Origin of the sequence: Aquimarina gracilis (assembly GCF_035285365.1) — a bacterium.
Taxonomy (GTDB): domain Bacteria; phylum Bacteroidota; class Bacteroidia; order Flavobacteriales; family Flavobacteriaceae; genus Aquimarina; species Aquimarina gracilis.
The window spans coordinates 120,383-137,959 of sequence record NZ_JAYKLX010000011.1; the positions used below are offsets into that span (position 1 = coordinate 120,383).

Here is a 17,577-nt window from a genome sequence, read left to right on the forward strand (position 1 = left end):
TTTTTGTTTAAATACTTTTTCTGAACGTTCTTCTTTTTTTATGTAAATCGTGTTCATAACCATTCCAAAGCGCTTGCACTGCTTTGTTTTCTTCAAGTTCAGGATTGGTTTCTACGGTCTCAATTCCGTTTCTAATAAAAGTTTCATTCATTTCTTTGAAAATCAATGCAGTTACCCCTTTATTTTGATATTCAGGATCAACACCTATTAAATAAAATGCAGCAGTATCATTTCTTCGTTGCGCTCTTAAGATATGTAAGAACCTTAATGGATATATTTTACCATTCATCTTTTTTAGAGCCTTAGAAAAAGAGGGCATAACAATAGCAAAAGCAATAAGCTTTCCTTTATTGTCTGCAATACAAGTAATGTAATCTGGATTCAAATAAGGCAAGTATTTTTTCTTATACATATCTATTTGATATTGTTGTATAGGAACAAATGTTTGCAAGCTGCTGTATGTTTTGTTTAGGAGATCAAACATATCATCTGCATATTTCAAGATTTCTTTACTTTTTTTGAATTTAAGCAAAGAAAGTTGATAGCGTTTTTTGATAACCTCGGCAAACTTAATCACCTTTTCTTTTGTCTCTTTAGGAACTTTGATTTTATACTCGACCCACGTAGCTGCTGGTTCAAAGCCAAGTTGTTCCATATGGTCGCCATAATATGGATAGTTATACCATGTTATCATTGTATTCAGTTCATCGAACCCCTTGATCAAAATACCAGCTTTATCCATATTCGAGAATCCAACAGGGCCTTCCATATATTCAAGACTGTGTTGTTTCCCAAAGTCGGCGACCTTTTGCAGCAAAGCCTTTGTAACCTCTATATCATCGATAACATCAAACCAACCAAAACGTACTTTAGGTTTTTTTTGTTCATTTACCTCAATCCAATTAACAATAGCTGCAATTCGTCCTACGATTTTATCATTTTTATAGGCAAGAAAATACTTTGCTTCGGCATTTTTAAAAACCGGATTTTTTTTGGGATCCATTACATCAACTTCTTCTTTGATAATTGATGGCACATAATAGGGGGAATCTTTATATAAATAAAAAGGAAACTTAACAAATGTTGTTAAATCTCCTTTAGAAGTAATTTCTTTAATTGTAATCATATATCGTCTCTAATTCATGACAAATATAAAACCCTTTTATTAAATATGAATGATTGTACAAGGATCATTTTATAGAGAATGATACTCTTATTGATCAAACTTTTCTAATTCTTTATCAATATCGTCTTCGAGATTGTTGTCTTTTTCTTCTTGGTTTTTACGTTTCGCCTCTTCTTTTTTACGTTTCTTGTCTTCTTTAAGACGTCTTTTCTCTTCTTTCTTTCTTCGTTTTTCTTCTTCTTTTTTAGCTTTTGCCTGTTCCTTTTGATATTGCTCATATTCTGCATCAATATCAATTTCTTCTTCTTTTTTCTTTTCTACAGGCTTATCTTTTGGTTTGTCTTGTTCTTTTTCTTCTTCATTAAGTTCTTGCTCCATTTTTTCAAGCTCTTTAAGCTGTCTGTCAAGATCCTCAAGCTCGTCATCGACTCCTTTATCTTGTTCCATCTTATCCAATTCGGCATCGATGTCTTCAATCATCTTCTGCTTTTCTTTTTCTGCTTTAATAGCAGCTTTTTCTGCAGCTCGTGCTTCTTTTGCTTCACGTTTAAGACGTCTTGCTTCTTCCTTTTTGAATTTTTTACTTTCTTTCTTGTCTATTTTTTCTTGTTCTATTCTTTCACGCTCCAAACGTTCTGCGGTTCTTCGCTCATCAAGATCTCTTTCCATTTCTTCTCTGAAGCTATCGTCTTCAAACTCATTAACAAATGGTGTTCTTCCTATTTTAAGACTATCTGTTTCGCTTTCTTCTAACTCGTCAAGCTCTCCTTCAATTCCATCTTCACCTTCGCCTTCTTCGCCTTCTTCGCTATCTTCGTCTTCTTCACCTTCTTTAACGCCTCCTTCAAGTCCTGGTTTTTCTATAATTTCATCTTTGGTATGCCAGTCAAATCTATAGGAAGCCCCAAAACTACATGTAAATACCGAAGGGGTGTCCTTAAAATTGAAAGCAATATTGGCATCAAATTGTACATCTTGATTAAATAAGTATGCACCGCCAACCCTCATGATGTTATCGCTGTAAAAGTCGCTTTTTTGTACTTGATATTCCAGGAAACCTGCCCATTTATCATTAACGGTATGGGTTGCTGTCATAATCAATCCAAAAGCAGGATTTTCGGTGGTTATTTTATCAATAATGAGATTGGTTACAAAGGCCCAATCGCCTCCATAATCTGTAGTCCAGTTGTTTTGAGTAGCAATTACAAATAAAGGACTTATACTTTCGTCTTCTGGAAATGTAAACGGATTATCGGCACTTATAAAATTAACACCTGCATATGCAGAAACGGCAGGAATAAGGGTTCTCCATTTAAATCGATGATGTTCCTTCCAACTTTTTAGGCTGGCATATGTAGAATCTATTTTTTTTGGTTTTTTGTAAGGATCATAAATAAGGTATTTGGCGCCCAATGTGTTAATTTCGAAATCGCTTCGATTTATTTTCTGCTCATTGGCACCTACTGTTTGTCTTACACCATCTGCTCTAAATCTACCATTCAATCTAATTTCTAGTTGCTCTATAAGAAGACCATATCTTACAGCATAATCTAAATTGAAAATATTGGTCTTAGTGTCAAAAATCTTATGTTTTTCTTTTCCGAAACCAAATCCACCTTCTAACTGTAAAACATTATTCCCAACAGAAAAGGCACCTTGAGAAGTACCAGGTCTATTAGAATTAATCTTTTCGGTGTATTGTGCCGTAGCCATTAACCCAGAAAGAAAAATGGTTATCAACAACAGAATAGACTTAGGGCTCATATTCAATATATTTGGTTCAAATATAGCAGATTTTATCATTTTTTTAGGATTGAACGTCTGTAATTGTATAGAGAGTTCCTTATTTTTGAAAAAAAATGACATGCAAGAGGCTTCTATACAAGGGGTGTTAAAGGTAATTCTCATTATATTACTTATATATTACGGACTAAAGGTATTAACGCGTTTATTTGGTCCTCTATTGTTTAGGTATGTCACAAAGAAAGCTGGAGAGAAATTTCAACAGCAATTTGAGCAATACCAGCAACCACAACAATCACCAGAAGGTGAAGTTACTATAGATAAGAAACCAAATAGAAAATCTTCGAATAAAGATGTAGGAGAATATATCGATTATGAGGAAATTGATTAATTTGGCGCTTCATTTAGTAAACTAGCACACATCATGCCATTAATCAAAAGATTCTTACCTCATTTACTGGTTATTTTAGGTTTTATACTAATTTCAATTTTATTTTTTAATCCTGTTCTAAGTGGAAAGATATTGTATCAAAACGATATTAAGCTTTACCAAAGTATGGCCAAGCAACAAAATGATTACAGGACTGAAACGGGAGAAGAAACCTTTTGGAATAATTCGGCTTATGGAGGTATGCCTACGTATCAAATGGGGGCAAAGTTTCCTCATGATTATATGGATAAATTAGATCGTATAATACGATTTTTACCTCGACCTGCCGATTATTTGTTTCTATATCTTTTGAGCTTTTATATTTTAATGCTGGCTATGCGCATACCCTGGCGAATGGGGGTAGTGGGAGCACTAGCGTTTGGTTTTTCAACGTATTTAATCATAATTATAGGAGTAGGACATAACTCAAAGGCACATGCCATTGCTTATTTTCCATTGGTAATAGCAGGGATCATTATGGTATTTCAGAAGAGATACCTTTGGGGTGCTCTTTTAACAGCATTGGCGATGGGGTTAGAAATTCAGGCCAATCATTACCAAATGACTTATTATTTGGGCCTTTTGGTTGCTGTATTAGGTATCTCGTATTTAATTGATGCCATAAAAAAGAAACAATTACCTCATTTTTTTAAATCTGCCGGTTTTTTAATTGTAGCTGTTTTGCTTGGATTGGCAACCAATGCGACTACCTTGTTATCTACATCAGAATATGCGAAAACTAGTATAAGAGGTAAGAACTTATTGGCCGATGCGACGACCAGTTCTTCAGAAAAAAATGGCTTGGACTACAACTACATTACAGAGTATAGTTATGGAAAACAGGAATCCCTTAATCTTTTTGTTCCAAAACTAATGGGATTAGGAAGAGCTTCTGATTTAGGAAAAGATTCTGCATTCTATCAAAAGCTTATCGAATTGGGACAACCGCCAGAACAAGCTAGTTATTATGCCAATGGAACCCCATTATATTGGGGAGCACAGCCTTTTGTAGAAGCACCTCCTTACTTGGGAGTTACAGTGGTCTTTCTTGCACTTTTGGGACTTCTTTTGGTTAAAGGAAGGTTGAGATGGTGGTTATTGGGGGGAATGATTTTATCTCTCACCTTAAGTTGGGGAAAGAATTTTGATTTTTTAACCCGATTCTTTATCGATTATGTGCCTTTGTATAACAAATTTAGAGCTGTATCTAGTATCCAGGTTATTCTAGAATTATTAGTTCCAATAGCAGCAGTTTTTGGATTGCATAGATGGTTTAATGATAAAATTCCATTTGAAGAAAAAAAGAAGAAATTTTTAATTTCTCTGGGTGTTTTTGGGGGATTGTGTCTAATTTTTGTTCTGTTTGGAGGAAGTTTATTTAGTTTTAAATCTCCTTCTGAAGTGCAGCTTGCGATCGAACAACCCATGATTTTTGATGCCATTAAAGAAGATCGAATCACAATAATGAAAAGTGATAGTCTTCGATCATTGATTTTTATCCTTTTAACTTCAGGTGTATTATGGTTCATGCTCAAGAAAAAGCTATCAGAACATATTGCTTTGGTTTGCATAGGTGTACTTATTGTTGTGGATTTGGTTTCAGTCGATAGGCGAAGTGTCGATGAAGAAAGTTTTATTTCAAAAAGGGAATATAGATCATTTTTTCAACCTACTGCGGTGGATAAACAAATCATGAAAGACGACTCTTATTATCGTGTCCTGGATCAAGCTAGAGGTTTTAATAATTCACATACCAATTATTTCTTTAATTCTGTAAATGGATATTCGGCTGTTCGACCCAGAAAAATGGATGATCTGTATTATGGGCATATTGCCAAAGGAAACCTTGAGGTTATAAACATGCTTAATATTAAGTATGTTATTCAACGAAATAAAGAAGGAAAGCTAGAGGCACAACAAAATCCTTCGGTTAATGGTCCAGCCTGGTTTGTAGAAGAAATAAAGTATGTAGAAGATTATAGATCTGAATTTGATGCTCTAAAAACGATCAAAACAAAAGAAACAGCGGTCATTAGAAAGGAGTATAAAGAAGAGATAGGAGCTTTTAAGACTCAAAGGGATAGTGTATCGACGATTTCCATTTCCAAAACCGATCCTAATCATTTGGCGTATAATGTTTATGCAGATAAACCTGGTTTTGTTGTATTTGCAGAAACATATTACGAAAATGGCTGGAAAGCTTTTATAGACGACAAAGAGCAACCTATTTATCCTGTTAACTATATGCTTAGAGGTTTGAAGGTCCCACAAGGGAAGCATAAGATTGAATTTAAATTTGATCCTCAGGTGGTTAAAACAGGAAGTGCAATTACACTAACCAGCTCGATAATTTTAGCTTTGCTAATTATAGGAGGTTTGTTTTTTCAATACAAAAAAACGGGTAGTTTACTATCTTTAGAAAAAGAAGAGTAGTAAGGTATATTTTGAAAGTCCTAATCATAACATATTATTGGCCACCTGCAGGAGGTCCTGGTGTTCAGCGATGGCTTAAGTTTGTAAAGTATTTTAGGGATTTTGATATTGAACCTATAGTATATGTTCCCGAAAATCCGACGTATGCGATAGAAGATAAGTCGCTACACTCAGAAATTCCTGAAGGCTTAACTGTTCTGAAGAAACCCATATTCGAACCATACAAGTTTGCACAGTTTTTTTCAAAGAAAGACACAAAAACAATAAGTAAAGGTATTATTACCAATACGGGTAAGCAATCTTTTATACAGAAATTGCTTCTGTATGTAAGAGGAAACTTTTTTATACCTGATGCTCGTAAGTATTGGGTGAACCCTTCTGTAAAGTACTTAAAAAAGTACCTTTCAGAAAATAAAATAGATACGATTATTACTACAGGTCCACCTCATAGTATCCATCTTATCGGGAAAGAATTGAAAAATCGATTGAATGTGAATTGGATTGCCGATTTTAGGGACCCATGGACTACGATTGGATATCACGATAAGCTGAAATTAACAAAAAGATCTTCTTCTAGACATAAGACTTTGGAAAAGGAAGTGTTAACAAATGCCGATCATATTACGGTTACCAGTTTTACCACCAAAAAAGAATTTGAACAAATAACTCATCAACCTATTTCGGTAATTACCAATGGTTATGACTTTGAAAAAATAGAAAAAACAAAAGTAGATGAACAATTCACAGTTTCGCATATAGGATCTTTATTATCGGGAAGAAATCCAATCAATTTATGGAAGGCCCTGTATGAATTAACTAAAGAACGTAGTGATTTTGCGGCAATGTTTCAGTTACAATTGGTAGGTGCTGTGAGCGAAGATGTGCTAGCTTCAATAAAAGAAGCGGGGTTATCCAATTTTTTGAAGTTACAGGGGTATGTTTCTCATAAAGAAGCCATAAAAATACAAAGAAGCTCGCAGGTTTTGTTATTAATAGAAATTGATAGTGAAGAAACAAAATGTATTATACCAGGGAAATTATTTGAGTACATAGTTTCAAAACGTCCCGTTTTGGCAATAGGACCAAAAGATGCCGATATTTCTAAGTTAATTGCTGAAACTAACTCAGGTCATTTTTTTGAATACCATGAGGGTAGAGATATAAAATCACAAATACTTCAATATTTTAAATTTTTTGAAGAAGGCAAGTTGGTTTCTAATGTAAGCAACATAGAAAAGTACAGTAGGAGGGAGTTGACCAAAAGTATGTCTGAGGTTATTAAAAAAGTAAATGACTAAAATTACCAAAATATAGATTTGTACATTTAGCATCAGAATAGGCATAAATTAATGGGAATAGTAGTTAATCAATCTATAAAAAATGTAATTATAACGTGTTTAGGTTTCGGAATAGGAGCGATAAATACCCTATTCCTATTTACCAACTTTATGGATGAGAAACATTATGGCTTGGTTGCTTATCTTATGTCTGCATCAAATTTGATATGGCCATTAATGACTTTTGGAGTACATAACACGCTCATAAAATTTTTTTCGGCCTACACAGATACAGATCAGCAAAATAAGTTCTTAACGCAAATGTTACTTATTCCGTTTATGGTATCCATTATTATTGGATTATTTGGGTTGGCATTTTATACCTCGATTATCAATTTTATGGGCCGCGAAAATGATATTGTCGCTCCATATGTCTGGACTATATTCCTTCTTGCATTCGCCTTATCATATTTTGAAGTGTTTTTTGCATGGTCCAAAGTGAAGCTTAAAAGCGTTTTTGGAAATGTGATGAAAGAGCTTTTTCTGAGAGTTTTTATTTCCTTGCTATTGTTTTTATTGTATTTCAAGATTATATCAATTGATCAGTTTGTTTATGGATTGGTAATTGTCTATTTGATCCGGACTTTTATCATGAAAATTTATGCGTTTAGTCTACATAAGTTTTCGCCAATATTTTCATTTCCAAATAACTATATTTCAGTATTTAAATATACTTTTTTGATACTCATTGCCGGATCGGTAGCTTCATTGCTAATCGATTTGGATAAGGTAATGATTAAAGAATTCCTTCCTATAGAAAATGTAGCCAAGTATGGTATATGTGCTTATATTGCCAGTGTGATTATAATCCCTTCGCGCGCCATGCACCAAATCACATATCCTTTAACAGCCAAGTTAATTAATGAAAAGTCCTGGGATAAATTAAAAGAGCTTTACAAAAAAAGTTCTTTAAATCTTTTCATAGTTAGTGGCGTATTGTTTGTATTAATTATCTGTAATGTAAAGCAATTATTCGAAATTATACCCGATGAGTATGAATTATTTATGTGGGTGGTAATATTAATAGGAACTACAAAATTATTTGACAATCTTTTGGGTAATAATAACTCTATCTTATACAATTCAGATTATTACAGAATCGTATTGTATATAGGTATTGGTATGGCTGTTCTTTCTTTTGTTCTTAACATTATTTGTATTCAGTTATATGGTGTAACTGGGGCGGCTATTGCTACTTTTTCTGCGGTATTTTGTTACAATATAACAAAGCTGTGGATCGTAAACTTGAAGTTTAAAATGCACCCCTTCTCGAAGAATATATTTCTTAGTGTGCTATTAATTACGGCTTTCACATTTGGATTTTACTATTGGGACTTTGGTTTTCATCCTATATTGAATATTGTTTTAAAGAGTGTTTTAATAAGCGGAGTATATTTTTTGGTTGTGTATATACTAAAATTGTCTCCCGATATTAATGCCATTATAAAGAAAATCCCTCGAGGTGCTTAAGCATACAACTCTGAGGGATTTTCCAACTAACCAACCAAAAAAATAAATGTTCTTGTATATTTTCTAGCTTCTACTTCTGGCACTACGTGATCTGCTATTGCTTGATCTTGAATACCCTTTTGAAGCGCCGCTTCTTTGTCTGTTTACTGTTGTTCTGGATTTGCTTGTTCCTTTTCCAGTACTATTATAACGACTGTTATTAGAACGTTTTGTTACATTTCCAGAGTAATTTCTACTTGAACTTTTAGGTCTTTTAACCTGGGTTCTTGTATTTCTTTCATACTTAGATCTATTACTATTTTGTGATCTAGATGCTACAGCATTTCTGTTTCGTTGTGTAGTTTGAACGTTGCGTCTAGGTTGTGTACTTCTGTTATTTGATTGTACTCTAGACTTTGACTGTACATTTCTACTCACCGTTCGTGTTCTTGTGTTTGGTGTTACAGTACGTGTTCTGGTTACACTTCTTGTATTGTTATTTACAGATCTACTTCTAGTAGACTTATTATTACTATAGTTAGCTCCTCTGGTTCTGGTAGCTGTTCTGTTTCCATAGTTACCAGATCTGCTTCTTGAATATTTGCTATAGTTACGATCATTTCTTTTATACATTTCGGCTCTATGACCTCTTGTTCTATAGTTTAAGGCTCTTGCATTAGATACTCTATACCCTCTGTTATAGCTCGTTATTCTGCTATGAGGTCTGTAATAGTTACGACTTCTATATGGTCTTGCATAGAACCCATTGTAATAATTGTTCCTGTATACGGTATACGAACATCTGTATGGGTTATAGAATCTTCTGTAAGGTCTGTTATAAACAATACATCTATTTACAACTGGTACAGCAAAATATGCATGAAAAGGTCTGTATACATAATAGCGATTGAATCTATTGATAAACCCAGTACAGTTTATAAAGTTTCCGTAGCTGTTATAATGAACATATAATCCACCTACTCGTGCTACACGACCCCAACGGTTATAGTTAATAAAAACATCTCCTGCCTGTATAATTCTCCCATAGTGATCATAAAAGATGGGAATGTTTTCTATCTGTACAACAGCACCATAATCATCATATTGTACAAAAGGGTCATAATTATATCCTGAATTAAAACTAATGTTTACACCGGGAGCATTTACTCCAACACTTACTCCGCCTCGTCTACCATTAAGGTAAAAATCGAATTGCCCGTCTGCGAAAACTGAGAACTCAATTCCTCCTTCGGTAAAGATGAAAGATTTACCATAGTTATAATAAGCTGTGGCAGCATTTGCATTTGTTTCTGAGGCATTAGCACTAAAAGTTGCTAATAATAAGCCGGTAAAAAGTAAAACAACATTTTTCATAATTCATGTTTTTATTTGATGTTCACTTTTATAATATCAAGCAGCGTGCCAAAAATGTAAATTACTGTATGGTAGTGGTTTATGTTTTTTGCAAAAAAACAGCTACACAAAAATGTAGCCGTTTTGAAATTAGTAGTACTCCTGCTTTTAATCAGAAAGTAACATTACTAAATAAAGGTAAATTAAAGTTTAATGAGCCTTATTATTTCAGTTTTTGTATGTGTTTGTATTTTTATGAAATAAGTTCCAGCCATTTTAAGTTGTTTTCCTAAAACAACATTATCGGTGTTTTTTTCATACCGTTTATTATAGAGTTGTTTACCTAACATATCATATATACTTATGCTAAATACATCACGATCCAGTCTTGAAAGATCTAATGTAAACGTTTCTTCGAATGGATTTGGATATATGTTAAGTCTGTTTCTGTTAAGGTTTTCTTTAAACTGAACTGGTCTTTTTGTTGTTAATCCTTGATTAGGTGTGGTGTTATAGGCATAATCCTGTATAGTATAAGATAGTCCACTATTTGCAACAGAGACATAAAACCATCCATAATGAGTTGCTCCATTGATTTTAAAAGTAAAACCTATATAACCAGACCTGCCATTCCAATTGCTATATGAAGAATCGCTTATTGTGAAACTATTAGAATTAGATCTGAAATTTCCAGAAGCACCAACTTCTATTCCTTCTCCTAAAAAAGTAATATCACTTGATGAATCATTGCATATAACATCTTTTCCATAGGTAACTAATCTAATAGAATTATTCGTAAACCAACCCCCAAATCCATTGTCATCACCAACTTCAATTCTAAAGAAATTCCAGGAACTGGCTGAATTTGTAGTTTTATCTTCTATATCCACATAAACCACTGTTCCATCGTCAATACAAGGTGAACAAGAACCGCCACAATCAACACCCGTTTCATCACCATTTTGGATTCCATCACTACAAGTTGGGTTTGTAGTATCGCCACCAACAATTACCGTATAATCTTCTACTTCGTCTCCATCAGAAGCAGCTGTTCCACACGGGTTGGGGTTAGAGAACCATCTGTAACGAACTCTTAATCTAGTAGAGCCACTTTTTGCATCATTTGGTACGGTTACCGTAGTTGTTTGTCCCCCTACACCAGGAGTTTTCATCAATACTTCTTCTCCTGCATCTTCAAAATCTCCATCTTGATTCCAGTCTATCCAACCGCCTACTACATTAGAAGCCCAGTTTGAAGTTGTAATCCCCGGAGTAATTGTCAATGAAACCGATTGTCCTTTTGTAACATTTGTACTTTGGGAGGTGTAATCTGTATAAGAGCCATTTTGGGTTGAATTTGAAATTGAACCAAAAGTAACTTGAGCTATATAATTAGATCCTTGCCTACCGGCATTACAATATGTTATATTAGTATCGCAAGGAGAACAGGCCCCTCCACAATCTACTCCTGTTTCATCACCGTTCTGAATACCATCATTGCAAGTTGGGTTTGTGGTACCACCGTCACCTATAATAAACACAAAATAATCTTCTACTTCATTACCATTTGATGCTGTTGTTCCACAAGGATCAGGGTTGGATCCAAATTTATAACGCACTCTTAGTCTGGTGGCACCATTTTTTGCCGTATTAGGAATGGTAACTGATTTTGTTACACCGCCGATACCTGGGGTTTTCATTAAAACTTCTTCTCCTGCATCTTCAAAATCACCATCTTTATTCCAATCAATCCAAGCTCCAATAACATTACTATTCCAGAATTCGATTCCTGGATTAACCGTTAAAGCATAGGATTCGCCTTTAACAAGGTTTGTTCCAAGGTTGGTGAAATCAGTATAAGAACTATTTCCACTTTTATTAGAGATAGAGCCAAAGGTAACTTCAGCTATATAATTTGAATCTTGATTACCTGCAGCACAATAGTTTGTAGGCATAGGACCAGAGTTCCCATCTGTTATACTAAAATTAGCATTTGTAATATCGAAAAAGATGTTATTCGTACCTCTTACCATAATTCTATTTACACCTCCTTGATTGTTTGGTATAGTAATTTGATGAGTACCATCATTAGGTACCGCAGAAGCTAAGGTTATTGGGTACGTATTTCCGCCATCTGTAGATAATAAAATATCAACATTTGCTGCATTTACCCCATTTCCTGTAGTTCCTGCCACGTTCCAGGTTACCGTTTGCGTAGAGCCTGCTGCCGCATCAAATCTAGAGTTTTGAGAGGTTATCTCAAAAGGGCCAGCAGTTCCGCTTACCGTAATAACAGCATCATCAGAATCAGTGTTACCTCCTCCCGGATGATTATCTCTTACTGTAAATCTAAAATTCATAGTTCTGGAAACAGAGGGTACTACCTCCCATTCAGAAGAAGCATTTCCAGCTTTTACTGTAGAAAGATCAGGCATATATCGAATTGGAGATGTGGTAGGAGGTTTATATCTGAATAAAGGACCGTTTGTTGAATTAGCCCGGGGTGGCATAGGTGCTATTTCCTTATCCATTTGGTTCCATGTATACGTTAATTGATCAGATGTATTAGGATCGCTACCTGATCCTTTTAATACAAATGGAGTAGACCTTGGAATTGTATAATTGGCTCCTGCATTAGCCGTTGGTGCACTATTACCTACCGATTTTGTTGTACCACAACCCGCTGTACTTACAATATGATTCCACATTTCATCTATTTGTTTGGCATGAAAAAAAACATATTGTGTATTTTCTGTATTAGGAGCACAACCTGTATATGCCATGATAGTATTACCTCCTCCTGGTTCAACGGCACCTTCGTCAAGACGATTACCACCACAAGAGTTGTTAAACGAATGGTTAGCACCGAATTGATGGCCTATTTCGTGAACGAATGTGCGAAAGAAATAATCTGCGACAGATGTGAAAGGATGTGCACCTGTAGCTCCTTGAGCTTTTTTACTATCATCACATACAGATCTTAAAGCTCCACGTCCAGTGCCATCTGAATCTAAAACATGGCCAATATCATAGTTAGCGTTACCAATTGCAGCATCAAGAACACCTTGTCCCTCATTAACAGATATTGAAGTATTACCATGTGTAATACCATCAGTTGCTGGGTCAAGAAAAATGGAGTTCTCAATATTTGGTACTAATTCAAACGTAGTTCCAAGATCTCGTTCATAAACAGCATTCACTCTAGTCATGAGTGCATTTAAGGCAGCAAGTACTGCGGCTTTCCTTTGTTGAGTTGAACCATTTGTAACCCCTGCCTCATCGGTATAAACTTTAGACAACTCTCCTGTCACTGCTATAGCCATTCGGTAGACTCTAACACGACCATCATTAGCGTCTTTTCTTGCTTTGTTTGATTTTTCAGTTTGCGTTGTACTTTTTTCTGAAAAAGTTTCGGTTGCATTATCAATTGTTTGACACTTAATTGGTTCTGATCCACCCGTTTTTAAAGTAACAACATAATCTTTACTAGTACTAGTAGAAGGTTTGATATTCGTTATTGTACCATCAGGTTTCAAAATTATACCCCTAAGGTTATTATGCCCCAAACTAAAATGTACTACTTCACCTTCTCCATTAACAGATGTACCGACATAAGATTTAATATCTGGGAACTTTTTGGCTAAATCCGGATGTAATACACTCGTTTCCTTTACACGATATTCTTTAAATTTTCCATCTTCGGTAGGAAATGTGATAATGACATTTGATAGACCAAATGAATTGAATCTTGTTGGACAATGAGATAAAATTTCTTTAAATTTTTCAACACTAAGAGTATACGTGTTTTGGTGTGAAGTTTCTGTATTATTCTTTGTGGAAGAAATGTTTTTATTTTGAATTGGGTCATGGTTTTTTGTCCAAAAATTATTGGTTTGTGCGAAACCACAACTAAAAATGAATACTCCTAGGAGTAAGGTAAGTTGATTTTTCATGATTTAAAATTTAACAGTCGTCAAAACATTTTGAAAAAAATGAGTTCATCCTTCTCAACATCACTCAATAGTAAATTTGTACATTAAGACAACCTATTATACTTTGGTTTTACTTTATAATTCTAAATGCTTGGTTTACTTCATTAGAAGAATTCTAACAAACTATTTTCCAGTAATTTCTATTTATTGACAACTAAGTATTGTTAAGGTTCTTAGTATTCTTTATGAATCCATTTTTCACTAAGAAATAGTATACACGTACCGTAATCTCTGGATTATCCAAGGATAAAACATGAAGTGTAGTTTGATTTTTAAATAGAAAGGGTTCGTTTGATTTTTTTGGATGTTTATTGTTGTAGGTAACAACATTAAAACTGCTAAAAGTTTACAATTGAAATTCATGATTATGTGAAGTTTGTGTTGATTAATTAAAATTATAACAAACATTAGCTTCAAATAATGCGAATACTACCCAATAGTGATACTATTTAAGTAATTTTTTATTCAAGTTACTGCTTTTTAAATCCAAGAATTTTCAACCTTACTTTATTACCAGGTTTTTGCTTACTAAGATGTTTTAGAACGATTGGTGCTGGTCGTTTTGTGTTATTTTATCCAATCATAATATGATCTTATCCAGATAGTTGCTTTTTGTTTGATATGACAATAATATATTACAATTTGAGATTCAAATTAACCAAAAATGTAATAGGAAAATATGAAAACAAAAAATGTTAATCTATTATTATTGTTGATGTTATTGTTACTAGGGGCAGGTAAAATTAACGCTCAAGGATACTCTATTTCGGGTACTGTTACATCTTCATCAAGTGGCTTGCCACTACCTGGGGTGAATGTTGTAATAAAAGACACTAGAAATGGTGTCCAAACTGATTTTGATGGTAATTATACGATCAAAGTATCAAAAGGACAGGTTTTGGTGTTTTCATTTATTGGATTAAAAAGCACCGAAATGATCGTAGGAGATAGCAGGACAATAAATGTAAAAATGGAAGAAGATTATTCTGAATTGGGGGAAGTAGTTATCGAAGGATACAGAACAGTATCCAAAGAGAGCTCTGTTGTTGCCAGTGTTCAACTTTCTTCCGAGGCATTAGAAGCCAGGCCAAATGCAAGTTTTGTACAATCACTATCGGGCCAGGTTGCAGGTTTGGATATACAAACTGGTAGTGGACAACCAGGGGCCAATTCCTTGGTGCAAATTAGAGGGGTGAGTTCAATAAATGGTAATACCGAGCCACTATTTATAATGGATGGTATCCCTATCAATGAGGACAACTTTAGAAGTTTAAACCCTAATGATATAGAATCTATCTCTGTTATTAAAGATTCTGCCGGATCTTCTATTTTTGGAAGTAGAGGGGCTAATGGGGTGATTGTCATTAAAACAAAAAGAGGAAGAAGAGACTCTCCTCTGGAAATCACATATACCGCTTCCCAAAGTTTTTCTCAACTTCAAGGGCAAGATTATAATTTTATGTCCGCTCCAGAATATTTACGTTTTGAACGTGATGTAATAGAAAGAGGAAGAGGAGTCGGTATGACAGATGCGGAAATCGATGCTACACCTACTACAGATTGGGAGGATCAATTTTTTAGAACAGGGCAGACCATAAATCATGCCATTGCCTTTACACAAGGAGGTAGAAACACTTCTAGTTATACTTCTTTAGGCTATTTTAGTCAAGAAGGAATTCTTAGAACTACAGGCTTACAGCGATTTACGTTTAGAAATAATATTAGTGGAAGTTCTAAAAATAATAAATTCAACTATAATACCACTTTAACGGCCAATTACTCTAAGAGTAACCTTCCAGATGGTGTTGGTACATTTGGTGTAACTACAAACTTGCTATATGGTGCAAATGCATCGCTTCCGTATATCTCCCCAGATGAATATATTGATGGAGCCACTTTGGCAAATCAGGGATTTAATCTTGCACTTACTCCGCTCTATCTTATTGATAGATTGAGGACTTATGAATTTCTTGAGGAAGAAGTTAAAATTGTCGCAGGATTTTCAGCTGAATATGAATTTATAGACAATTTAAAAGCGAAAATAAATCTTGGTGTGGATTATGAACATATAACTGGTTATGAATTGGTGCCTCCGCAGGCGTATAGAGCACTTGTTTTTGCACAACCTGGAAATAATACTCCTGGTTTTCAAGACCAGAGTACAAGAAGAGATATTTCAATTAACAATAACTTGTCATTAAATTATTATAAATCTTTTGATAAACACACTTTTGATGCTACACTTTTTTTAGAATACTTTAAAGCTCACCGACGAGGGTTTGGTTATTTTGCAAGAGGTTTGAACCCTAGGACTTTTGCACCAGGTGATGGTAGTGGATTTGTAAGTGATAATGGAAACAATGATTTCTTTATCGATGATGCAAGAGCATTTAGATTAGATGCGGGCTTATTCTCTTACTTTGGAAATGTAGATTATGACTATGATAGTAAATATGGGGTTTCGGCTACGATAAGACGAGATGCTTCTTATAGATTTTCTGAAACAAACAGGTGGGGAACTTTTTATTCTGTTGGAGCCCGTTGGAATATTTCCAATGAAGATTTTATGCAGAATTCTATATTCAATAATTTAAAATTAAGAGCATCATACGGTACTACAGGAAACCAAAGAATCGAAGATGGAACATATTTTACTGCGCCAGATATATTTGAATCTTTTTACGGTACAAGCAATACTACCTATAATGGCCTTAATTCTTTACTTTTAACTCAAATAGGAAACAATACCTTAAGATGGGAAGAAGTAACTCAGGCTAATATTGGTCTGGATTTTCAGGTATTTAATAGTAGGTTGAGAGGTAGTCTGGATGTATATCATAAAAAAACTGAAGATGTATTTCAAGATAGACCTATATCTGCCATTAATGGAATTACACAAATTAGAGCTAATGTAGGCGATTTGACCAACAAAGGTATAGATTGGTCGTTGCGCTACGATCTTATTAAAGATACGGATCTAAGCTTAACACTGAACTTTGTTGGTAATCATAATAAAAATGAATTAGGCAATCTGCCATCTGAAACTGGTGAAATACTTGGTATTGGTAGAAATGGAGGTAGATTACGTGAACTGAAACTGGTGCGCTTTGCAGGGGTAAACCCCGGTAATGGTAATGTATTGTTCTATGATATCAATGGCAATTTGACAGAAAACCCTGATCCCGATACAGATGCAGTTTGGACTGGTAAAAGTGATATTCCTGAAGCAACAGGAAGTTTCGGGTTTAATTTTAATTATAAAGGGTTTTACTTAGATACCCAATGGAGTTTCGTTCTCGGTGTTGATAGAATTGATGTTATTTATTATGAACTTATTAATAATGGTTTTGCGCCAACCAATTTTCAGTTGTCCAGAGATATACTCAATGCCTGGACTCCGGATAACCGTATTACAGATATACCTAGTATAACATCTACCAATGCAACTATATTAAGGAATACAAGCGACCGCTTTCTATTCAATTCAGATTATTTAAGACTACGTTTTTTAAATGTGGGATATGTTTTTCCTAAAGAATATTTAAAAGGCACAGGTTTTACTAAACTAAAGATATTTAGTTCGGCTGAAAATTTGGTAACCTTTTCTGAATGGAGGGGATATGATGCCGAATCACGTGATACTGAAACAAGAAATTACCCTACTCCAAGAATTTTTTCATTTGGAGTTGAACTAGGATTTTAAAAAATAAGAGA

9 protein-coding genes are annotated in these 17,577 nt (G+C 34.4%); 5 read left to right on the plus strand and 4 right to left on the minus strand.

All coding sequences use genetic code 11. The features are described 5' to 3' along the window. Positions 1–7: 7 nt before the first annotated feature. On the minus strand, positions 8–1,126 hold the full coding sequence (locus U6A24_RS21330; RefSeq protein WP_324182053.1) for a GNAT family N-acetyltransferase: 1,119 nt from the start codon (positions 1,124–1,126) through the stop codon (positions 8–10). Between the two features lie 87 nt (positions 1,127–1,213). Next, positions 1,214–2,890, minus strand: coding sequence for a transporter (locus tag U6A24_RS21335; protein ID WP_324182054.1), 1,677 nt, complete (start codon positions 2,888–2,890; stop codon positions 1,214–1,216). A 100-nt stretch (positions 2,891–2,990) separates the two neighbouring features. Here U6A24_RS21335 and U6A24_RS21340 point away from each other — a divergent pair, with 100 nt between their 5' ends. From U6A24_RS21340 to U6A24_RS21355, 4 genes are read left to right on the plus strand one after another with little or no spacing between them, the layout of a single operon-like run. Continuing rightward, positions 2,991–3,260 carry a DUF4834 family protein gene (locus U6A24_RS21340; protein WP_324182055.1) on the plus strand — a complete coding sequence of 90 codons (270 nt, stop codon included), beginning with the start codon at positions 2,991–2,993 and terminating at the stop codon, positions 3,258–3,260. 33 nt (positions 3,261–3,293) lie between these two features. Then, on the plus strand, positions 3,294–5,732 hold the full coding sequence (locus tag U6A24_RS21345; RefSeq protein WP_324182056.1) for a YfhO family protein: 2,439 nt from the start codon (positions 3,294–3,296) through the stop codon (positions 5,730–5,732). 8 nt (positions 5,733–5,740) lie between these two features. Next, positions 5,741–7,030, plus strand: coding sequence for a glycosyltransferase family 4 protein (locus tag U6A24_RS21350; protein WP_324182167.1), 1,290 nt, complete (start codon positions 5,741–5,743; stop codon positions 7,028–7,030). A gap of 51 nt (positions 7,031–7,081) precedes the next feature. Continuing rightward, complete coding sequence (locus tag U6A24_RS21355) at positions 7,082–8,539, plus strand: oligosaccharide flippase family protein (RefSeq protein ID WP_324182057.1); 1,458 nt, start codon at positions 7,082–7,084, stop codon at positions 8,537–8,539. Between the two features lie 63 nt (positions 8,540–8,602). Here the strand turns inward: U6A24_RS21355 and U6A24_RS21360 are convergent, their stop codons facing one another. Continuing rightward, positions 8,603–9,892 carry a splicing factor U2AF large subunit gene (locus U6A24_RS21360; protein WP_324182058.1) on the minus strand — a complete coding sequence of 430 codons (1,290 nt, stop codon included), beginning with the start codon at positions 9,890–9,892 and terminating at the stop codon, positions 8,603–8,605. Between the two features lie 182 nt (positions 9,893–10,074). Beyond that, positions 10,075–13,824: a GEVED domain-containing protein gene (locus U6A24_RS21365; protein ID WP_324182059.1), complete on the minus strand. Its 3,750-nt coding sequence runs from the start codon at positions 13,822–13,824 to the stop codon at positions 10,075–10,077. 718 nt (positions 13,825–14,542) lie between these two features. Between U6A24_RS21365 and U6A24_RS21370 the strand changes: the two genes are divergently transcribed. Further along, on the plus strand, positions 14,543–17,566 hold the full coding sequence (locus tag U6A24_RS21370) for a SusC/RagA family TonB-linked outer membrane protein (RefSeq protein ID WP_324182060.1): 3,024 nt from the start codon (positions 14,543–14,545) through the stop codon (positions 17,564–17,566). Positions 17,567–17,577: the final 11 nt, after the last annotated feature.